Below are 21433 nucleotides of genomic sequence, written 5' to 3' on the forward strand. Positions count from 1 at the left end.
CGGGCTGATGCGAACCTATTTCAACGACCTTCCGAAAACCGCGCTCGGCGCCTCCTATTGGATCTTTGCGGTCTATCTTGTCTTGCCGCTGGCGCTGATGACGGCGATGAGCTTCAAGGACGCGAACTTCATCGCATTCCCGATCGGCAACTGGACGCTCTCCTGGTACGGCAAGGTGGTTCAGGACAAGCAGTTCCTCGAAGCCTCGCTCTATTCGATCGGCATAGCACTCGCCACCACGATCTCGGCAACGATCATCGGTGTCTGGATCGCACTGCTCGTGTCGGCGGAAAACATCTGGGGCAAGGCGGTCATCTTCGCACTTGCCTGTCTGCCCGCCGTCGTGCCGGGGCTGATCAACGCGATCTCAATGCGCATCTTCATCCGCGCCGTCGACATTCCGACCGGAACCTTCGCGATCATTCTGGCCCATACGGTTCATGCCGTGCCGTTCGTCGTCATCATGGTTTTGACGCGGCTGCGGTCGATGCCGGCAAATCTGGTGGATGCGGCGCGCGATCTTGGGGCCGATCCCTTCATCGCTTTCCTCCGCGTGACTATCCCCTATCTGATGCCGGCGCTCTTCGGCGGCATGATCTTTTGCGTGCTGACCAGCATCGACGACTTCGTCCGCACCTTCTTCCTCGGCGGCTACCAGCCGACGCTGCCCATGCTGATCTTCGCCAAGGTTCAAGGCGGCATGTCGCCGGAGATCAACGCGATGGCGACCATCGTGCTCGTCGTCACCACCGCCATCGGCCTCTATGCCGAGCATTTCACCCGCCGTTCCAGGAGCTGACGCAAATGCAGCCTGTCGTCCATTTCAAGAACGTCAACAAGTCCTATGGGGCCCTGACCGCCGTCGACGACCTCGATCTGGCAATAAAACCCGGCCAGTTCGTCACGCTGCTCGGTCCATCCGGCTGCGGCAAGTCCACGACGCTGCGTATGCTCGGCGGCTTCGACAATCCGACTTCGGGGGAGATCTACCTCGAAGGCAAACCGATCTCGCACCTGCCGCCGAACAAGCGCAACGTCAATATCGTCTTCCAGGACTACGCGCTCTTCCCGCACCTGACGGTTGGCCGCAACATCGCCTTCGGCCTGGAACTGAAGGGTATGGAGAGCGCCGCGATCCACAAGCGGGTCACCGATCTTCTCTCCCTTGTCTCGCTCCAAGACCATGCCGAGCGGATGCCGGCGCAGCTTTCCGGCGGGCAGCGCCAGCGCGTGGCGCTGATGCGGGCACTGGCACCCGATCCGAACGTGCTCTTGCTCGACGAGCCGCTTTCGGCGCTCGACGCGAAGCTGCGCCAGCAGATGCAGATCGAGCTGAAGTCGATCCAGCAGAAGACCGGCAAGACCTTCATCTTCGTCACCCATGACCAGGAGGAAGCTCTCACCATGTCCGATGTCATCGTGGTGATGAACAAGGGCAGGATCGAGCAGATGGGCGGACCGGACGAGCTCTACGCCCGGCCGCGCAGCCGCTTCGTCGCGGATTTCATTGGTCAGAGCAACTTCCTAGAAGGCACGGTGACCTCGGTTTCCGATGGGGTCGCCGCGATCGAGTGGCGCGGCAATGTCGTGCACGCCGACGTGAACGGGACGTCACCGATCCCCGGCGACCACGCCACGATTGCTCTGCGTCCGGAGGCGGTTTTCTGCCTGTCGCGCAAGCCCGAGGACCGTCCGTCGTTGAAAGGGCGCATCGATCAGCGTGTCTTCAAGGGCGCCCACACGTCGCTGAGCGTCACGCTCGACAATGGCAGCACACTCGTGGCGCAGATCGATCCGGTGGCGCTTTCGCATATCGAAGGGGACGACGTCTGGGTGGGGTGGCGCGACCGCGATGCCGTCTTGCTGGCGAAGTGAAAGGAAGATCGGGTATGACCGACAGTCAAAAGCAGCAACGGCTTGCCACCCTCAATGCGCGGGTAAGGCAGGATCTGAGTTACCTCAACTATCCGCCGGCCAACTGGTCGAAGCCAGTCACCACCGCGGATGGCGAGCCCGTGAGCGATGTCGTCGTCATTGGCGGCGGCATGTGCGGGCTTGTCGCCTGGCATGCTCTGACGCGCGGCGGTATCGCCAATCTGCGCATCGTCGATCGCGCGCCGAAAGGCCAAGAGGGCCCCTGGGTTACCTATGCGCGCATGGAAACGCTGCGCTCACCGAAGATCCTCCTCGGCCCGGCACTTGGGGTTGCCTCCCTCAGCTTCCGCGCCTGGTTCACGGCACTCCACGGCGAGGCGGAATGGGAGGAGCTGTTCCGCATTCCGCGGCCGATGTGGATGGATTACCTGCGCTGGTACCGCGATGTCATGGACATCCCGGTGGAGAATGACACACACGTCACCCGCGTCGTGCCACGTGCCGACGGCCTGCTGGAACTTGAAATCGCCGATGGTGCAAAGCCTGCGCTCGTCACGCGCAAATTGGTGATGGCGACCGGTCGCGATGGGCTGGGCGAACCGACCATCCCTGACTTCGTCAAGGGCATGAAGCGGCATACCTCCTGGGCGCATTCGGCCGACGAAATCGACTTCGACCGGCTGAGGGGCAAACGCGTCGTCGTCATCGGCGTCGGCGCTTCGGCGGTCGATAATGCCGCCGAGGCGCTGGAGCAGGGGGCAGGGGAGGTGCGGCTTCTTGCCCGCCGCAAGGAGATGCCGACGGTCAACAAGCTGATGGGCATCGGCTCCTATGGCGTCACGGCAGGCTTTGCCGAGATCTCGCCCGAATGGCGTTGGCGACTGATGGATTATGCGGCCAAGCAGCAGACGCCGGCGCCACACAACTCGACGCTCCGCGTCAGCCGGCACCCGAACGCTCACTTCCACTTCGACTGCGGAATCCGCTCGATGAGGGAGGAGGACAGAGAAGTCGTCATCACCACCACCAGCGGCCGCATCTTCCGCACGGACTTCGTCATTCTAGGTACTGGCTTCTCCATCGATCCCTTGAGCCGCAGCGAGCTTGCCCCCTATCAGGACCAGATCGCCTGCTGGGAGGATCGGTATACGCCACCGGCAGGGGAGGAGAACCCCGGACTTGGCCGCTTCCCCTGGTTGAACGGAGACTTCTCCTTCACCGAGAAGGAACCGGGAGCGGCCCCCTGGCTGAAGGACATCCACTGCTTCAACTACGGCGCATCCGTCAGTGTCGGCAAAGTCAGCGGCGACATCCCGGCCATCAGCGAGGGCGCCCTGTGGTTGGCGCGCGGGGTTGCCGCTTCGCTCTTCATTCGTGACGTCGACTACCATTGGGAAGCGCTGATCGCCTACGAAAAGCCGGAGCTCGACGGGACCGAATGGGTGGATGCCGACGCGCCGACGCCGGCACAGAAGACGGCCTGAACCTCCCGCTTTTCAGATGACAGGAAAACCAATGACCTCTCCATCGACAAATGACGTGATCGACACCGTGCTCGGGCTTGATCGCTTCCCTGACCTTCAGGCGCTGCGCGAACAACGGGCCAAGTTGAAGCATTTGAGCCAGACGAGCTATCAGGCCGCTCTTCGCCCCGTCGATTCGCGCAATTTCTCCTATGCTCTGAGAGCAGCGCTTGCGGCGCGCATGGCGGCACTCTGGAAGTCGCAGGAGCTTTCCGCGCATTTCCGGACGTTGCTCGAAAGCGAGGAGGGGGGATCCGCCCTTTTGCCGATCGCCGATCCCGGCCACGGAGCCATCGTTGCCGATCCGCGGCTTGACGCGATGCTGGCCCATGTCGACCTGGTGACGCTCTCCCCGAAGGAAGCGACGCGTGCCAATGTCGAAAAGCTTTCCGCAGCAGGTCTCGACGACCGGGACATCGTCACGCTCGCCGGTCTCATCGCCTTCGTCAACTATCAGGTGCTGGTGGTGGCCGGCCTCAAGATGCTGAGGGACAACTGAGATGTCGCAAGCCGTACACGAATTCACCGTCGAGGCGCTCGACTGGAAGCCCTATGTCAAGCCGGTCGATCTCGAGACCGCCACCCCCGAGCAGCTCGACGCGCTGAAGATCACGCCGTCCAACAAGAAGATTTCGGACTATGTGCTGGTTCTCGCCAACGAGCCTGAAACCCTGAAGGAGCGCACGCCGCTTTTCAACGACATCATGTATAGCGAGGGCGGGCTTTCCCGCGGTGGCCGCGAAATCGGCGCGCTTGCCGCATCCTTCGTCAACCACTGCATCTATTGCGCCTCGGTCCATGCGGCGCGCTACATCCAGCTCGAAAAGCGGCCGGAGGTGGTGGACGAAATCTATGGCAGCGGCCTTGACGCGAACCTGCCGGAGTTCGAGCAGGCGCTATTCAATTTCGGCGTCGACCTGACAGCCCATCCCGACAATGTCGGCGCCTACCAGTTCTACCACTTGCGTGAGATCGGCCTCGATGATCTCGAGATCCTCGATCTCATCCATGCGGTCGCGATCTTCGGCTGGGCCAACCGGCTGATGCATACGCTCGGCGAACCACACCGGCTGGATTGAGTGAAACACGCGTCCGACCACCCTGCGGTCACGGTCCGCCCCTTCGACATCGCGCATCGCGACGTGCTTCGCATTGCGTTGCCGATGATGATCGCCTATCTGTCGAGCCCGCTTGTCGGGCTCGTCGCAACCGGCGTCATCGGCCAGTTGCGCGACGAAACCCTGATCGGCGGCGTGGCGCTTTCGACCGTCATCTTCGACGTCATCTTCGTCACCTTCAATTTCCTGCGCGGCGCGACCACCGGTTTTACCGCCCAGGCGCTGGGGGCCGGTGACAGGCGCGAAGAACAGCGCATGCTCGCAAGCGGCCTCATCATCGCGCTCGTGGCGGGGCTGGCGCTGCTTCTGCTCCAAAAGCCGATCGGCGCGCTCGGCCTTGCCGCCATGGGGGCGGAAGGGAAGGTGGCGGAGGCGGCTGCTACCTATTTTGCCTGGCGGGTGTGGTCGGCGCCCTTCGTGCTGTTCAATTTCGTGGTCTTCGGCTGGATCATCGGGCGCGGCGACGCACTCTGGGGCATGATCCTGCAAACCTTGCTCAATGCGCTCAATGCCGGCTTGAGCGTGCACTGGGTCCTCGGCCTCGGCTGGGGCGTTGCGGGTGTTGCGGCCGCCTCTCTCGTAGCCGAAGCCGTCACGGCGGTGGCGGGGCTCTATCTCATCTGGGCAAAGACCGACCGGAACGCGTGGAACCTTCCGGATCTGACGGCCTTTCGCAGGGCCTTTTCGGTCAATGGCGACATGATGATCCGCTCCTTCGCGCTGCTGATTGGGCTTTCCTTCTTCACCCGCCAGAGCGGCATGCTCGGTATCGAAGTTCTTGCCGCCAATACGATCCTTTTGCGCTTCTATTTCTTCGGCGTCGCCTTTCTCGATGGTGTGGCGACCGCAGCGGAGCAGCTCGCGGGTCGAGCGGTCGGCGCACGCTACCGACCGGCATTTGACCGTGCGGTCGGGTTGACGACAGTGTGGGGCTTCGTCTTCGCCGGGCTTGTGGCTCTCGCGCTTCTTGCCGCCGGTGACTGGGTGATCGGCATCACCGCTCCGACAGAGAGTGTGTCCGCGCTTGCACACGGCTACTTGCCCTACGTCGTAGCACTTCCGGTCTTCGGCATCGTCGCTTTTCAGATGGATGGCGTCTACATCGGCGCCACCTGGTCGCGGCAGATGCGAAACCTGATGGTGGCGTCTCTGGTGATCTACTTTGCGGCCTGGGCGATCCTGCAGCCTCTCTTCGGCAATGACGGACTGTGGGTCGCACTGATCCTATTCCAAAGTGCCCGCAGCGTTGCTTTTCGGCTCATGCTACCGCGGTTGGCAGACCGCACGTTTCAGACCCAAACGGTAGCGCCGGGCTGATTGCACAACTCAGTTACGTCGAGTGGACGGGCAGGGCACAAGTCCACCGGTTCGGCTTGCATCTCACGCCCTGCCGGAGACAATATTCTATCTCGCGCCGACCTTCTCCGCGCATGCCTACTGCATAACGACGATTGCCTCGACTTCGAACAGCATCGGGTCGATTGCGAGCTTGGGAACCGGAACCAAGGTCTGTGCCGGCAGCGCCGTGCCGAACATTTCCTTGACGTTCTCGGTCAGCACTCCGAGCTTTGACATATCGTGGTCCACCACGAAAATCGTGARCTTGGCTACCTGATCCGGCCGGGCGCCGAGCGCGTCGAGGGCGGTGCGCAAATTCGCATAGGCCTGTTTGACCTGAACGGAAAAATCCGGTGACAAAGCGCCGGTCCCGTCTTGGCCACCCTGTCCGGAAATGTAGGCTACGCGCGCGCCGGGGGGCGTGACCACGGCGGTGCTATAGCCATTCGGTGTCGGGTCGTAGAGGGTCTTGGGATTGACGATGCTCAGCTTGAGATTGTGCTCATTGGCTGTCGTCGTTGTGGGCACTCCAATGGTCATGATGATTAGGCCTCCGAAAAGCAGATGCTTGGCTGCGTGTGACATGTTCTTCTCGCTCCGAACGCCGTGAGCACCTGTCTCGCGGTCGGCTGGGTTTGTTTGTTTTGGATGAGTCACTGTTGATTGACTCGTACGCTGTACGATTTAGTTGCATCGTACAGCGTACGAGTCAACAGGTGAGGTCGACATCGCCAGTGTTTCCGGCCAAATACGAATGATTGAATGATGGGGAAGACGGATGGCATCCAAGAGTCGCGGCGGACGGACGAAACAGTCACAACGGACGAATGTGAATCGACAATCCGGGCGGGAACCGCGCGGTGACGCATCGCTTTCTCTCGAGCGTATTGTAACCAACGCCATCGATCTGCTTGATGCGGAAGGCGTCGACGGAATGTCGATGCGCCGGCTTGCCGAGCGCTGTGGCTCCGGCGTGATGAGCCTCTATTGGCACATCGACACGAAGGAGGATGTTTTTGACCTCGCGCTTGACTCGGTGCTCGAATATTGCGGGCCTTCGGAAATGGGAGAGCCGCAAGACTGGCGCGCAGACGTCATTCATATGCTCGAAGACTGGCGCGCCAGCATGCTGCGTCATCCTTGGTCGGCATCGCTGTTGCCGCGCCGAGCCCTTGGTCCGAACGTCCTCCATCGCCTGGAACTGCTTGGCAGTGCCTTGTCCAGGGCAGGCGTCGCTGACGCAGATCTGAACGTTGTGATCTGGTCGCTTTGGAACCACGTCCTGGGCGCCACCATCACGCGAGCGAGCTTCGAGTTCACTGATGACGACAAGGCTGCCGCACAGCAGCGCCTGACACAGCTCAGTGAACGCTGCCCGACAATCGAGCGCTCTCGGTTGCTGCTGGACGACGATTGGGATGGCACCTTCAGAAAGGGGCTCGATTTCCTGCTCGATGGCCTGATGCCGAAACAGTGAGACTCCCGTCGATGCAGTGTGCGCGATGGGCTTGTTAGCGGGGACATCGCGATTCAGCGCGCATGCGGACAAGAGGGCAAGTGGTGGTTCCAGATTGAATGCAACGATTGCGAGAAACCTACATGCTTTGACCCTTCATAGCCAACAGGTACTGGCCTCCGACATCCATCGGCGCAAGGTCTCACGCGACACCGTCAGACCATCACGCTCCGCAAGCTTCTCGGCCGCCAGCGTCGGACCAARGTCTGCATAGCGCTCGCGCACGATCGCCATGGCGTAATCGCGCATGCCGTCACAAATTCGATTGTTCGATGGCCGGCCAATCGCCTGGTGTCGGATCGACGCCGCACCGTCGGCGCTGATCCGACCCAACAGACGCCGCACCTGGCGCGTACTTAAGCCCAGCACATGTGCCGCCGACACCAGTGTCATGCGCCCGGCGATAACTTTCGACAAAACCTCGATCCGCTGCAGATCACGCTCACTCATCGCAATCAATCCCATCCGCAATCTCCCAGGTGATCAAACCCGGGGAGAGTGACATTCTTACTTTGCAGGATCAGGACACTTTAACTTTGCGGCTACAGTCCTTTATCGCATAACATACATTATGGAACTATCTCATCTACCGGAAAACATGGATTGCTGCCAGTCCTTGCCCTGCCTTGCCGAGGCGAGATTGAATTGTGAAACGGTTTAAATGGTATCAACGCTGCGCGCCTGCCGGAACAGGCGCGCAGATGTCCGACGGGTTGGGCTTATTCTTCGATATCGACCTTGTCGAATCGATGCGAACCCAAGGGTTCCATCACGTAGTTCTTCACCTTCTTCGACATCGGCAGCACAACGGTAGAATGGGCAATCGGAACCCAAGGCGCCTGATCGCTGATTATCGCCTGTGCTTCTTCGTAGAGTTTGGTCCGCTCGCTCTGATCCGAGCTGCTGCGGGCCTTCTGGAAGATTTCGTCGAGCGGCTTGTAGCACCAGTTGGCATTGTTACTGCCGCCGACGCCGGCGCAGCTGAAGAAGTAGCTGAGCAGATTGTCCGGGTCGCCGTTGTCGCTGGTACCGCCGAGGATGATGGCGCCGTCGCGCGCCTTGTCCCGCGACTTCTTGAGGTATTCGCCCCATTCGTAGGAGACGATTTCGACCTTGATGCCGACCTTGGCGAGATCCGCTTGCATCAGTTCCGCTGCGCGCCGCGCATTCGGCATATACGGACGGCTGACGGGCATCGCCCAGATCTTCATGCTCAGATCCTTGACGCCGGCCTCGTCGAGAAGCTTCTTCGCCGCCGCTACATCGTAGCTGTATCCATCGATGCTGCCGTTGTAGCCCCACATTGTCGGCGGCAGTACGCTCTGCGCCATCTGGCCCATGCCTTGATAGACGGAGTCCACAATTGCCTTGCGGTCGATCGCCATGTTGATGGCGCGGCGCACCTCCAACTTGTCGAACGGCGCGACCAGCGTGTTCATCGCCAGGTAGGAAACGTTCAGACCCGGCTGTTCCAGCACGTTCAGGTCCGGATTTGCCTTCAACCCGGCCACGTCGGCTGGCGCAGGATAGGGCGCGACATGGCACTCACCGGCCTGCAGCTTCTGCATGCGCGTCGTCGCATCGGTGGTGATCGCGAAGATCAGATTGTCGATCTTCGGCGCGCCGTCCCAGTAATCCGCATTGGCCGCAAAGCGGATCGCCGCGTCCTGCTGGTAGTCGACAAAACGGAACGGCCCTGTGCCGACCGGCTTGCGGTCTAGGTCCTCGCGCCGTCCCTCTGCCGCCAGCTTGTCGGCATATTCCTTGGATACGATCGAACCGAAGTTCAGCGCGAGCTTTGACGGCAGCGACGCGTCCGGCTGATTCAGCACGAACTTAACGGTTCTGTCATCGACCCTGGTGATCGCCTTGATGGCCGCCGGCATTTCCATCGCGTTGAACATTTCCCAGTTCGCGCCGGGGAAGTAGCTGTTCCACGGATCGTTCTTGTCCAGCTGCCGGTTGAAGGTGAAGAGCACGTCGTCGGCGTTGAAGTCACGGGTCGGGGTGAAATCATCCGTCGTCTGGAACTTCACGCCTTCCCGCAGCTTCAACGTATATTCGAGATTGTCGGCGGAAATGGTCCAGCTTTCGGCAAGCCCCGGAACGACGTTGGTGGTACCGGGCTCGAACTCAGTGAGGCGGTCATAGACCGTTTCCGCCGAAGCATCCCAGGTGCTGTTGGCTGAATAGAGCGCCGCATCGAACCCTTCCGGCGAACCCTCCGAGCAATAGACGAGCGTCTTCGCCATGGCCGGCGTCAGAGCGACGCCGGAAAGCATGGTTGCTGCAAACAGCGAAACAAGGGTTTTGCGCGTCCGCGCGAATTTCAAAGTCATTGGCGTATCCCCCATAGGAATGAAATGCGAATGCCCGGCGATCGTCTCGCCGATGCAGCTCAGTCGGCCTTGCCGGCAGTCGTGCCGAGACCACGTCCGGGCGTCCAGACCGGATCCGGCGCGGTCCAGAGCACGTCGTTGCGGATCAGCTTCACCAGTTCGCGCGCCTGCAGGTCGAGGAAGCGCTCGCCCTTTTCGGCGGTCGCGCTGCGCGGATCGCCCCAGGTGCCGGTGATCGGCGCACGCTCGGCGAAGGAATAGAAGCGCGATACATCCGTCGGCACATCGACGGGATGCTGCTGATTGCCGAAGGCCTGGCCGAACATTTCGGTTTTCACAGCGTCCGGGACGATCGCCAGCATGACCGATGCCTCGCCCTCGCAGGCATGGTGCGCACCGGTATCGACCTCGAAGATCTTCCCAGCCTCTTCCTGCGCCAGCATCCACGGCGTGGTGGCGACGATCGGCATGGAGAACTCAACCGCCAGCTCGCGCACGGCAACTGCAAGCGGATCCATATTGCCGCCGTGACCGTTGACGATGAACAGCCGCGAGAACCCGAGCGTCTTCAGCGAACGGACGATGCAGCGGATGACGCGGCTCAGCGTATCGTAGTCGAGCGTGATGGTGCCGCCGAAAGGCAGGTGGTGCTCGCTCATGCCGAGCCACTGGCCGGGCAGAACGGCGACCGGGATATCATCGGCAACCAGACGGGCGGCGCGAATGGCCGCTGCCGATGCGCTGGCGGTGTCGGTGATGACCGGCAAGTGCGGCCCGTGCTGTTCCAGCGAACCGATCGGCAGAATGGCGAGCGCCCCCGGCTTTCCGGCGATTTCACGCAGGCTGGGTGCGGTCATGCGCGCCCATTCGACTTCCTTCTTCATGTTAGGCCTCTTTCAACAGATCAAACTAATTTCGGGTCGCAGCTACATGGACCGGCCATAAGCGGGGACAGCGTCCGCCGTCTTTCGGAACGTTACGGAAGTAGCCGACAGATGGCGCCGATCGGCTTTGGTTCAGGTCAATCTCGTCTCCGGCAGCGGTAGGTCACGCTTCGTTCAAGCGCAGCGGTGCGATCCACTCCAAATTTGCACAGTCGGTAATATCAATCAAATTATTTTTCCGATACGAAAATTATCTTTCTTAAAATAACGGATCGACGCATCAAATGATACAGAACGCTCCATCGTCCGCCCATGCGAGCGGACAGCGGAGCGCACCTGTTACCCTTTTCGCGCATCAACCTTGCGCCAGATGACACCTTGCCTGCCGGCTGCCCTTGCCGAACCGCTGAAGAACCTGCGGCGCTTCGCAACCGGCGGCGGCCTTGCCGCACCGCTCCTTGTAGAAGCAACCGGCCGGCAGTCTCCGGTTGTTCGGCAACTCGCCCGACCGCACCTCCGCGATCGCCGGCAGGGGCGTTGCGAAACTCGGGGCCGCTGCCAGAAGCGTTTGGGTGTATGGGTGACGTGGGTTGCTCAGCACCTCTTCGGCCGAGCCTGATTCAACAATCTGGCCGAGATACATCACCGCGACATCATCGCAGAAATGGCGCACCAGGGCGACGTCGTGCGAGATCAACAGGTAGGTGAGCCCCCGCTCCCGCTGCAGTTTCAAAAGCAGGTTGATGATCTGCGCCTGCACCGACACGTCGAGCGCCGATGTCGGTTCGTCCAGAACCATGAGATCAGGGTCCGTGCTGATCGCGCGGGCGATGGCGATGCGCTGGCGCTGGCCACCAGAAAACTCGTGCGGCAAGCGATCGAGATGTTCCGGCCTGAGGCCGACCGCGGTGGCGAGTTGCTCCGCCTTCGCATGAAGTTCGGCGTTGCTGTGCCCGCCGCGAATGTGCAGCGGTTCGCTGATGAGCCGCCAGACCGGCAGGCGCCGATCGAGCGAGGATTGTGGATCCTGGAACACGATCTGCATCTTCTGTCGTAGTTCGCGCTTCTGCTTGCCCTGCGCCGCCTGAAAATCCTGACCGTCGATCGCCACCCTACCCTGCTCGTAAGGCGCGAGGCCGATGATCGCCTGGGCGAGCGTGCTCTTGCCGCAACCGGATTCGCCGACGATGCCAAGGCTTCTGCCTGCCCGTACCCCAAGGGTGACACCGTTGACGGCGTGTACATGCGAGGTTGGGCGGCCGAGCCAGTTGCGGGACGCCGGGAAGCGGACATGAAGATCGGAAACCTCCAGAACTGGCCGCGCCATCGTAAGAATGCCTTCCGTCATTGCCGGCCCCCCTGCCCTGATGTTGCTGACGCGACGCTGCGCCTCCAGCATRCCACCTGCTGGTTATCGGCCCCGGCCAACTGCGGAGATTGAGATCGACAGAGATCAACCGCCTCCTTGCAGCGCGGCTGGAAATAGCAACCGGCCGGCGGATGCAGCAGGTTCGGAACCGCACCGGGGATCGCTTCGAGCTCCTGTTTCGGCGCTACCCGCTCCGGCAGACATCGCAACAGCGCCTGGGTATAGGGATGTTGCGGCGCCTCGAGCACGGTCCGCGTCGCGCCATGCTCGACGATCCGCCCGGCGTACATCACATAGAGCCGGTCACAGAGCTGCGACACGACGGCGACGTTGTGCGAGATGAAGATGACCGAGGTCCCGGTACGGCGCGCGCGGTTCTGGATCAGCCGCAGGATCACGGCCTGGACGGTAACGTCGAGTGCGGTCGTCGGCTCATCGGCGATGATGAGGCCGGGATTGCAGGAGAAGGCCATGGCGATCAGCACGCGTTGCCGCATGCCGCCAGAGAGTTCGAAGGGGTAGAGCTTCATGACCCGCTCGGGCTCGCCGATCAGCATGTCGGCAAGAATATCCCGCGCAATGCGCTTGGCGTCGGCCAAGCTTGTCTCTTCGTGACGCATGATCACGTCAGTCAGTTGCTGGCCAATGCGGATCGTCGGGTTCAGCGCGTTCATTGGTTCCTGGAAGATGGTCGAGACCACCTTGCCGCGCACGTCCTGGAGCTGACTGTCATCCATGGTAAGCGTGCTGTGGCCAAAAAGCCTGACGGAACCGCCGGTGATCCTGTAGCGCCCTTTGGGCAGCAGCCCTGTTGCCGCCATGGTCGTGACCGACTTGCCGCAGCCGGACTCGCCGACGATCCCGACGATCTCCGCTTTTCCGACGCTGATCGACACATTGTCGAGCGCCTTGATCGCGCCGCTGAAGGTTGGAAACTCCAGCGACAGATTGTGAATGGCCAACGCCTGGCCGCGTCCTTCTGCTGTGCCAGTCATTTATCTGCCCCTCAAGCGCGGGTCGAGCATGTCGCGGATGCCGTCGCCGACGAGATTGCACCCCATGGCCGTGATCAGAATGGCGAGACCCGGGAAGGTCGCGTACCACCATTGGTCGAGCATGTAGCTACGGCCGCTGCTGACCAGAGCGCCCCATTCGGCGGTCGGCGGCTGGGCACCGAGGCCGATGAAGCTGAGCGCGGCTGCGATCAGCACGACACCGCCGAGATCGAGCGTCGCCTGGACGATGATCGGCGACATCGCATTCGGCAGGATATGCCAGCGGAGAATGTAGAACGGCGAGGCGCCGAAGGTGCGCGCCGCCTTCACGAAGACCTGCTCGCGAAGCGACAGCGTTTGACCGCGCGCCAGGCGCACATAGGCCGGAATGCGCACGATCGCGACGGCCAGCATGGAATTGAACAGGCTGGGTCCGAGGGCTGCCGCCAGCGCCATGGCCAGCACCAGCGCCGGCAAGGCAAGAACGACGTCCATCAGCCGCATGATGGCGGTATCGACCCGTCCGCCGACGACGCCGGAAAAACAACCGATCAGCACCCCGACCGACATCGAAATCAGCACGATCATGAAGGCGGCACCACAGGACGCCCTCGCCCCGTAGATCACGCGCGAGAACAGGTCGCGGCCGACTTCGTCCGTGCCGAACCAATGGGCAGCACTCGGCGGTAACAGGCGCGCCGTCAGCGACACCTTGTCCGGATTGTACGGCGCGATCACCGGCGCGGCGATGATCATCACGAGCACGAGCAGAATGATGGCAGCGCCAACCAGGGTCAGTGGGCTGCGGCGGCTGAGGTACCAAAGATAACGCAGGCGTTCGGAGAGGGATTTGGTCCTGCGCATGGCGGCACTCGCGGCAGCAGGTTCAGTCGGCATGACGGCGGACATGATCAGACCTCCCTGATTTGCGGGTCGGCGAGCATGTAGGCAAGATCGACCAGGAGGTTGATCAGCACATAGCCGATGGATGCGACGATCGTGAAACCCATGATGGCGGGAAAATCGAGCGTCTGAATGGACGTGACGACGTAGGTGCCCATGCCTGGCCAGGCGAAAATCGTCTCGGTCAACACGGCGCCATAAAGCAGATCACCAAGCGCCAGCCCGAGCAGGGTGATCGAAGGGATCAGCGCGTTTCTAAGCGCATAGTTGAAGATGATCACGCCCTTGCGCAGGCCGCTGGCGCGCGCGGTGCGAATGTAGTCTTCCTGCAGCACATCCAGCATCGAGGCGCGGATCTGGCGCGTGATCACGCCCATATTGGCGAAGGCCAGCACGAAGCCGGGCAGGATGATGTGGTAAAGGGCGCTGCGAAAGGCATCGAAGCGCCCCTGCAGCAGTGAGTCGATCAACAGGAAGCCGGTGATGCGTTCGGGTGCGACGACGCCCATGGCCAGTCGCCCACTGCCCGGAAGTATCTGGAACTTGGCGTAGAAGAAATAGATCAGGATCAGGCCGAACCAGAATACCGGCATCGAGATGCCGCAAACCGACACCGTCCGCGCGATCTGGTCGATCGGGCCGTCCTTGTAGACGGCCGACAGCACACCGAGCGGCACGCCCAGACAGATCGCGATGAAGAGCGCGACCGTCCCGAGCTCCAGCGTCGCCGGCAGGAAGGTGCGGATATCGGCGGCAACCGGGCGATTGGTCCGAAGCGACGTGCCGAGATCGCCCTGCAGCAGATTGCCGATATAGATGGTGAACTGTTCGACGACCGGGCGATCAAGCCCCAGATTGCGCCTGACGTTTTCAAGCGTTTCGGCGCTCGCCCGGTCCCCCGCGATCATGCGCGCCGGATCTCCCGGTATGAGATGAGAGATGGTGAAAGTGATGATGGCGACGCCCAACACCACGAAAAGCAAAAGCACCAGACGCGGGATGATGATGCGGGTGATTGTCATGGACGTCAGCCCTTCCGCAGGAGAACCCTGACCTTGCTTGGGAAACCATGAAACCCTGCCGCCACGGCCCTAGGAGCCGGCGGCAGGCGTTCCGTGGAATGAGGCCTGTTAAGGCGACGGGATCGGCGAGATCCTGTTCTCTCATTCCGTTTTCGACATCGTTCCGAAGTTGTAGACTTGGATCAGCATGGGGTTGTAGACATAACCCTTCACCGCGGCGCGGCGGGCGAAGATGTCGTTCTTCTCCATGATGTAGAGATAGGGTGCGTCCTCCGTCGAAAGCTTCTGCGCTTCGATGTAGAGCGCCTTGCGCTTCTCCTCGTCGACAATGGATCCGGCCTCTTTCACAAGAGCGGTCACCTTGGTGTTGCCGTAAAATGAACGGTTGCCCGGTCCGCCCATTTTGTCGGCGTCGAACCAATAGTTCATGAACATGTAGGGATCGGCGAAATCGGGCGTCCAGGCACCGGGTGCCATGTCGAACTTGCCGTTGGCCACCAGTTCGCGTTTCGTCGTGTCGGCGACCGCCTGCAGATCGAGCTTGATGCCGATTTCCGCCAGCGAAGCCTGCAGCGCAAGGCCGACCGGTTCCCAGGCAGGATCGGCCTGCGAGAAGGTGTAGGTCAGGTGGATGCCGCTCTTGCCGGATTCGGCAAGCAGTGCCTTGGCCTTCTCGATGTCGTAGCTGTACTGGAAGCCTTGCGGATCGTGGCCCCACATGCCGCTCGGCACGGCGCCGCGCATCTGCTTGGCCTGGCCGAGCATGATGCCGTCGATGATGCCCTGATAGTCGACCGCATAGGAAATCGCCTGGCGCACCTTCGGATCGTCGAGCGGCGGCTGTCGGTTGTTCATGTAGATGTAGTTCACATACATGCTGGGATTGCTCTCGACCACTACAGAGGCGTCCTTTTGCAGCGCCTCGGCCTGATCGAGCGGGATCTGCTCGATGATGTCGGCATCGCCGTTGGTCAGCTGAAGGCGGCGGGCCGACACGTCGCCGACGATGCGGATGACGACCTGCTTCAGCGCCGGCTGGCTGCCCGCATAATGCTCGTTGCGGTCGAGAACGATGCTCTGGTTTCGCTCCCAGGAGGTGATGCGGTAGGGGCCGCTGCCAGCCGAGTGCTCGGCAAGCCAGGCCTTCGCCATGTCGCCGTCCTTCTCGTGCTCCATTACCTTGGGATTGACGATCGCAGCGCCGGAGACGGCCAGCGTCGAAATGAAGGGCGCGAACGGCGCCGTCAGGTGAAAGCGCACGGTCTGCGGGTCGACGACCTCGACCTCTTTCAGTACCGGAAACGCGTCGGATGGCCCTGCCTTCAGCTTCATCAACCGGTCGAAGCTGAACTTGACGGCGGCAGCGTCGACCGGCGAGCCGTCATCGAACTTGTGGCCGCTGGCGAGCTTGAAGGTCCAGACGAGACCGGCATTGTCGGCAGTCCAGCTTTCGGCGAGCTCCGGTCCGACTTCCGTCGAGGCTCCCTTGTAGGCGACGAGCCGCTCATAGGCAGCGTAGATCAGCGTGTAGCCGCTGTTGCTGATCTCTATGCCCGGATCGGCGGTCGGCGGATCTTCCGCGCGCGCCAGCACCAGCACGTCCTGCGCAGCGATCGCGCCGGAAAGCGGCGTCGATGCCAAAAGCAAGGCAACGCCAATCGATTTCCACTTGGAACCGTTCATCTCGTAGTCCTCCCCAGAACTGCGGCTTGCGATGCCCTCCCGGCATCCACCGCAGCGCTAGAGTAGGAAACGATTTTCCTAAGTGCAATATTTTTTCTTATCGTATTTGTTTTTTAGTTTAGGTCAGCTTTTGAGCTTGATCGTCTGCGCGTTTGCCAGGGTGGAGACCAATTCGGTTTCCGGGGTCGAGCAGACACACAGGATTTGCGCAGGCTCCTCGCTGACGCTGAGATAGGCGTGCCCGGTCATGGCATCGAAGTAGCAGGAATCGCCCTTCTTGAGCCGCAAGGGCGCATAGATCTCGGTGTGGAGTTCCAGTTCCCCTTCGAGTACGTAGAAGAACTCCTCGCCTTTGTGCCGGATAAGCGGCCCGAACTCCTCGAGCGTGCGGRCTCGTGCCACAGCCACGATCGGAACCATCGACTTCTTCGAAATCTCCGTACAAACATAGAGATAGTCGTAGTTCTGCGTGACGATCGCCCGCCCCTCGCCAGATCTGTTGTACGTGCGACGCCCGAGCATGTTTGGGGCGTCTTCGGAGCCGGCCATGGTCCCGAAAAGTTCGACGATGTCGACCTTCAGCCCTTGCGCCAGCTGGATCAGCCGATCGTAGGTGAGTTGCATCTGGTTGTTCTCGACCTTGGAAAGGGTCGAGACCGCAAGGCCCGTCAAGGAACTCACCTCTGCCAACGTCCAGCGATTGCGGTTGCGAATATCCTTGAGGATATCGCCGAGGCTGGATTTCGCGTCGGTCATCGTTGGCGTCTCCGCTTGCCTGCAGCCATCGGGATTGCCGGCCGGGCCATGCGCCCGGAAAACGGCAGAATCCAATCGGTATTATAGGAAAACCATTTCCTATAATACGTGGCCGAGATCAACATTGCCTCGAAGGCAATCGGTGCCGGCGGCAACGCAGCCCGCGTCGTCCGTCGGATGGAATCCGCCTTTGCCTACGCTTCGAACGGGTTGGCGACCCTGGGCCAATAGGGACGCTTCAGCTTGGTGAAGGCCAGATCCTCGAAAGTCGGCTGCAAGGCGCCCGGTGCACTGACGTAGAGAATGTCGCGCGCGATGGGTTCGAAACCGGCACGGAAGTGGTTGCTGGATTTCACCACGACGATTTTCTTCTGCGCCGGGTCCAGGCCCAGGGCGGTCATGCATTCCGGGTGAAAGGTCTGCGTGCGTACGGTGTTGAGCACGATGTCGATGCTGCCGGCCGAGACCCAAACGGCATCGCCGATGCCGAGCGGTGTCGGCCCGAAACGCTGGGTGACGCCCAAAGCGACGCGTCTGACCGTCACCGTGAGATCGAGCGGGTCGCCGGAAGCAGGCCCGACCTTGCCGCCGATTCGCAACGCCAGAGTCGCCCCCTCTCCCGCTTCGCGGCACATGCGCACCGCAATCGGATCCCAGTAGAGGCAGGAGGCAACGTCCCCGATGCCGCGCTCGATGATGCGGCGCAGGATGAAGGTCGAGTCCCCCGGCGCCCCACCGCCTGCATTGTCGGATACGTCGGCCAGAACGATCGGAGCGCTTTTCGCGGCGATGGCCCGATCCAGCGCCGCGTCGATGCCGAGATAGTCTCCGCGCATGTCTTCGCGTGCGTCGAATATCTCCCGGCCGAAGGACCGGGCGGTGCGCGCAGCCTTTTCTGGGTCATTGTCGGTCACGACCAGCATCTTGGCGCCGACATCTTCGACGTCACCCCAGGGGAAGCCGTGGCCGAATGAGACTGACAGCACGCCGTCCTGTCCCTCCATGGCTTTCATGCGGTCGACGATGCCGCGCAAGGGCGCGCGATGCGGATGGAAAGTGTTGATCATGCGGCAATCATGGATACCCATGGTCGGCCGCACTTCGCCCGCGAGCGTGCGCTCCATCAACCGAAACAGCTGGCCGGCAACCTCCTCGATGTCGGTATGCGGATATTCCTTGTAGGTGGCGATCATGGTTGCATTGGTGAGCATGCGGTCGGTGATGTGGCAATGGAGGTCAAGTTCGACGGCAATCGGCACATCCAGACCGACCGCGCCGCGCACATGCTCAATCAGATCCCCTTCGACATCGTCGTAGCCGTCGGCGACGCAGGCCCCGTGGAGAGCGAGCATGACGGCGTCGACTGGAAGCGCTGCCCTGAGATCATCGAGGATGGTGGCGCGGAAACTCTCATAAACTGCCCGGGTTGTCCTGCCGCCGGGTTCGGCCACGGCGCACAGGCTCTCCACCACGTCCCAGGCCTTTTCCTGCGCGGCATTGCGCCAGACGGACATCTGCGAGGAGCAGCAGTTGAGCGGCTTGCTGGTGGCGTCGCCATAGGCGATGAGGTTTTCCCTGAAGGCTTCGAGGCCTGTCTGCATCGGCGAAAAGGTATTGGTTTCGGTATCCAGTCCTGCGATGAAAAGTTTCATTTTCGCCTCTTGCCCCTCAAGAAAGATATTTTCTAATCATAAAACTATGTTTATCGTCGGAAAGTCAAATGCATTATCCGCGCCATCGCGCGGCTGGCCGGGGAGGCAGGAATGCGCATCTATATTTCCGCTGACATCGAGGGGATCGTCGGAGTGGTGAGCCGAGACCAGCTGATGCCTGAAGGTTTCGAGTACGAGAACGCCCGGCGCTGGATGACGGACACCGTGGTCCACGCCTGCGAGGCCGCGCATGAGGAAGGCGTAGAGGAAGTCATCCTCAGCGATTCTCACGGAAATGGCGAGAGTATCCTGATCGACTACCTGCCCGACTATGTGCAGGTCGTGCGCAGCTGGCCGCGCCCGCTGATGATGATGCAGGGCGTCGAGCTCGGGTCCTTCGTCGGCGCCATGCTTCTCGGCTATCACGCGGGCGCAAGCCATGTGGGCGGCGTGCTGTCGCACACCATCGGCGGCACGGCCTTTGCCGAGCTGCGGATCAACGGCGTCGTCATGCCGGAGGCCGGCATCAATGCCGCCATTGCCGGGCACTTCGACGTGCCGGTGCTACTGGCTTCCGGCGACAATGTGGCTCTGGAGGAGATCAGGGAGCGCATCGGCGACATCGTGACCGTGCCGGTTAAGCAGGTCTACAGCACGCAGTCGGCGATTACGCTGACGCCGGCCGTCGCGCACCGCCGGATCCGCGAAGGCGTCAAGGCGGCGCTGGCGAAAGCCGGCTCGGCCAAACCGTTCAAACTGGAAAATCCGGTCCTGGAGATTGTGTTTCGAAATCGCTTGCCGGCCGAGTACCTCTCCTATCTCAAGGGCGTCGAGCGCACCGATGGCTATACAGTCCGGTACCAGGGTGACGACATGGTCGATGTCTCGCGCTTCATCCAATTCGTGGTCGGCTACAACTCGCGCCTGACTTTCTGACAAGCCTTTTTTCGGAAATAAGAAATGACTACCTCCATCGTCCTTGGCGCCGGCATGGTCGGCGTCTCAACCGCGCTCGCATTGCAAGAGAGCGGGCACCAAGTGGTGCTGCTGGACCGCAACGCGCCGGGTCGCGAAACCAGCTACGGCAACGCCGGTATCATCCAGACCGAGGCCGTCGAGCCCTATGCCTTCCCCCGCTCGGTGAGCGAGATCGCCAGGGTCGCACTAAAGCGCGGCAACGATGTCGACTGGAGGCTGCGTGACTTGCCGCGGCTGGCGGGGCCTCTTTGGCGGTACTTCGCCCAATCTGCACCGGCGCCTTATGCTAGGACCATCGCGGCCTATTCGCGGCTGGCGCTGCGTGCGAGCGATGATCATGCGCACTTCATCGGGCCGGCCGCGGCCGACGACTTGATCGTGCGAACGGGGTGGCGCGCTGTCTATCGCTCGCCCGCCAGTTTCCAGGCGGCTGCCATCGAGGCGGAACGGCTGAAGCGCGTCTACGACGTGCCGTCGGATGTGCTCAGTCCAGACGATCTTGCCGCGAGTGAACCCGCGTTGCAGCGCCGGCTTGCCGGTGCCGTCCATTGGACATCGCCCTGGACCTGTCGTGACCCGGGCGAATTGGTCGCCCGCTATGCCGCTCTCTTCGTGGCGCGCGGCGGTAAACTAGCTCGCGGCGATGCATTGACCTTGCAGCAGAATGGCGCCGGGTGGCGGGTTTTGTCCGAGGACGGCACTGTCAGCGCCGAAAATGCGGTTGTCGCCTTGGGGCCATGGTCGCCAATGCTCGCCAAGACATTCGGCTATCGCATACCCATGGTGTTCAAGCGCGGTTATCACCGGCACTTTACCGGCCCGAGCGGGCCGCGCATCTCGATGCTGGATGTCGATAGTGCCACGCTGGTTGCACCGATGAATGCGGGGTGGCGGGTTTTGACCGGTGCACACATGGCGCCGCCGGGAACAGCGCCGACATCGCGACAGATATTGAACGCTTCCAAAGCTGCCCGCGAGCTTTTTGCCCTGCATGAACCCATCGAGGCAACGCCGTGGTCGGGTACCCGCCCCTGCATGCCTGACATGCTGCCTGTCGTCGGCCCGACCCGCCACAAAGGCCTGTGGTTTCATTTCGGCCACGGCCATCAGGGCTTCACATTGGGCCCGACGACCGCCTTCCTGCTGGCGGAGCAGATCGAGGGAAGGCGCGACAACCCGCTCGCCCTCCCCCTGATGCCGTCCGTACGCGGCTTGGCGTAGGACTGACCGGCCGCCTGGCGACAGAAAGGCTGCAACCGGAAGGCATTGTGACAAAGAGCACCCTTGTAAGCGAGACTTTCGACGTCACGCTCGCCGAAGCGGCGCGGCCTATCGGCAAGCGCCGCGCTTGCAATGCGCGCCGAAATGTCACCCGTTCGCGCTTCAACGACCAGCTTGCCTCCGTTGTCCCCGGGACAGCCATCGTGCGCATACGTCCCGGCAGGTGCCAATTCTCTATGGCCCCTGGGGCTTCCGAATCCC

Annotated in this window: 19 protein-coding genes and 1 pseudogene; 9 read left to right on the forward strand and 11 right to left on the reverse strand. The window is 61.7% G+C overall.

What is annotated here, in order from left to right:
- Positions 1 to 7 precede the first annotated feature (7 nt).
- The 6 genes from AB4Z53_RS32820 to AB4Z53_RS32845 are packed head-to-tail and all read left to right on the forward strand — an operon-like array spanning position 8 to position 5833.
- Positions 8 to 799 carry an ABC transporter permease gene (locus AB4Z53_RS32820; protein WP_113541492.1) on the forward strand — a complete coding sequence of 264 codons (792 nt, stop codon included), beginning with the start codon at positions 8 to 10 and terminating at the stop codon, positions 797 to 799.
- Between the two features lie 5 nt (positions 800 to 804).
- A complete protein-coding gene (locus AB4Z53_RS32825) occupies positions 805 to 1875 on the forward strand; it encodes an ABC transporter ATP-binding protein (RefSeq protein ID WP_441599506.1) in 1071 nt (356 codons plus the stop codon).
- A gap of 14 nt (positions 1876 to 1889) precedes the next feature.
- Complete coding sequence (locus AB4Z53_RS32830; RefSeq protein ID WP_441599507.1) at positions 1890 to 3359, forward strand: NAD(P)-binding domain-containing protein; 1470 nt, start codon at positions 1890 to 1892, stop codon at positions 3357 to 3359.
- Positions 3360 to 3390: 31 nt separating this feature from the next.
- The gene (locus tag AB4Z53_RS32835) at positions 3391 to 3897 is read left to right on the forward strand and encodes a CMD domain-containing protein (RefSeq protein WP_441599509.1); all 507 of its coding nucleotides are present in this window, start codon (positions 3391 to 3393) and stop codon (positions 3895 to 3897) included.
- A 1-nt stretch (position 3898) separates the two neighbouring features.
- Positions 3899 to 4477 carry a peroxidase-related enzyme gene (locus AB4Z53_RS32840; RefSeq protein WP_113541496.1) on the forward strand — a complete coding sequence of 193 codons (579 nt, stop codon included), beginning with the start codon at positions 3899 to 3901 and terminating at the stop codon, positions 4475 to 4477.
- Complete coding sequence (locus AB4Z53_RS32845; protein ID WP_441599511.1) at positions 4478 to 5833, forward strand: MATE family efflux transporter; 1356 nt, start codon at positions 4478 to 4480, stop codon at positions 5831 to 5833.
- Between the two features lie 117 nt (positions 5834 to 5950).
- Here the strand turns inward: AB4Z53_RS32845 and AB4Z53_RS32850 are convergent, their stop codons facing one another.
- Positions 5951 to 6439, reverse strand: a complete 489-nt coding sequence (locus AB4Z53_RS32850; protein ID WP_441599513.1) for a RidA family protein — start codon at positions 6437 to 6439, stop codon at positions 5951 to 5953.
- A gap of 193 nt (positions 6440 to 6632) precedes the next feature.
- Between AB4Z53_RS32850 and AB4Z53_RS32855 the strand changes: the two genes are divergently transcribed.
- Complete coding sequence (locus AB4Z53_RS32855) at positions 6633 to 7331, forward strand: TetR/AcrR family transcriptional regulator (protein ID WP_441599515.1); 699 nt, start codon at positions 6633 to 6635, stop codon at positions 7329 to 7331.
- 138 nt (positions 7332 to 7469) lie between these two features.
- Here AB4Z53_RS32855 and AB4Z53_RS32860 read toward each other — a convergent pair.
- The 10 genes and pseudogenes from AB4Z53_RS32860 to AB4Z53_RS32905 form a co-directional block, all read right to left on the reverse strand.
- Positions 7470 to 7835: pseudogene (locus tag AB4Z53_RS32860) on the reverse strand (helix-turn-helix domain-containing protein); the annotation flags it as partial.
- A gap of 254 nt (positions 7836 to 8089) precedes the next feature.
- Positions 8090 to 9709, reverse strand: a complete 1620-nt coding sequence (locus AB4Z53_RS32865; protein WP_441599517.1) for an ABC transporter substrate-binding protein — start codon at positions 9707 to 9709, stop codon at positions 8090 to 8092.
- A gap of 59 nt (positions 9710 to 9768) precedes the next feature.
- Positions 9769 to 10593, reverse strand: a complete 825-nt coding sequence (locus tag AB4Z53_RS32870; protein WP_291159314.1) for a creatininase family protein — start codon at positions 10591 to 10593, stop codon at positions 9769 to 9771.
- A gap of 355 nt (positions 10594 to 10948) precedes the next feature.
- Positions 10949 to 11941 (reverse strand): oligopeptide/dipeptide ABC transporter ATP-binding protein, encoded by a 993-nt coding sequence (locus tag AB4Z53_RS32875; protein ID WP_441599519.1) that lies wholly within the window; start codon positions 11939 to 11941, stop codon positions 10949 to 10951.
- The gene (locus AB4Z53_RS32880) at positions 11938 to 12957 is read right to left on the reverse strand and encodes an ABC transporter ATP-binding protein (RefSeq protein WP_441599521.1); all 1020 of its coding nucleotides are present in this window, start codon (positions 12955 to 12957) and stop codon (positions 11938 to 11940) included. Before AB4Z53_RS32880 ends, AB4Z53_RS32875 begins: the two co-directional genes overlap by 4 nt.
- On the reverse strand, positions 12958 to 13866 hold the full coding sequence (gene ddpC, locus AB4Z53_RS32885; RefSeq protein ID WP_223728875.1) for a D,D-dipeptide ABC transporter permease: 909 nt from the start codon (positions 13864 to 13866) through the stop codon (positions 12958 to 12960).
- A 2-nt stretch (positions 13867 to 13868) separates the two neighbouring features.
- Positions 13869 to 14882, reverse strand: a complete 1014-nt coding sequence (locus AB4Z53_RS32890; RefSeq protein ID WP_113541552.1) for an ABC transporter permease — start codon at positions 14880 to 14882, stop codon at positions 13869 to 13871.
- A gap of 141 nt (positions 14883 to 15023) precedes the next feature.
- Complete coding sequence (locus AB4Z53_RS32895; protein WP_441599524.1) at positions 15024 to 16565, reverse strand: ABC transporter substrate-binding protein; 1542 nt, start codon at positions 16563 to 16565, stop codon at positions 15024 to 15026.
- Positions 16566 to 16688: 123 nt separating this feature from the next.
- The gene (locus tag AB4Z53_RS32900; RefSeq protein ID WP_441599525.1) at positions 16689 to 17321 is read right to left on the reverse strand and encodes a helix-turn-helix domain-containing protein; all 633 of its coding nucleotides are present in this window, start codon (positions 17319 to 17321) and stop codon (positions 16689 to 16691) included.
- Between the two features lie 194 nt (positions 17322 to 17515).
- Positions 17516 to 18973, reverse strand: coding sequence for a M81 family metallopeptidase (locus tag AB4Z53_RS32905; protein ID WP_441599526.1), 1458 nt, complete (start codon positions 18971 to 18973; stop codon positions 17516 to 17518).
- A 111-nt stretch (positions 18974 to 19084) separates the two neighbouring features.
- On the opposite strand from AB4Z53_RS32905, the gene AB4Z53_RS32910 reads away from it, so the two are divergent.
- Positions 19085 to 19909, forward strand: a complete 825-nt coding sequence (locus tag AB4Z53_RS32910) for a M55 family metallopeptidase (protein ID WP_441599528.1) — start codon at positions 19085 to 19087, stop codon at positions 19907 to 19909.
- Positions 19910 to 19933: 24 nt separating this feature from the next.
- Complete coding sequence (locus AB4Z53_RS32915; protein ID WP_441599530.1) at positions 19934 to 21172, forward strand: NAD(P)/FAD-dependent oxidoreductase; 1239 nt, start codon at positions 19934 to 19936, stop codon at positions 21170 to 21172.
- Positions 21173 to 21433 lie beyond the last annotated feature (261 nt).

The sequence above is a fragment of the Ensifer sp. 2TAB8 genome (genome assembly GCF_052115125.1).
Lineage (GTDB): Bacteria > Pseudomonadota > Alphaproteobacteria > Rhizobiales > Rhizobiaceae > Ensifer.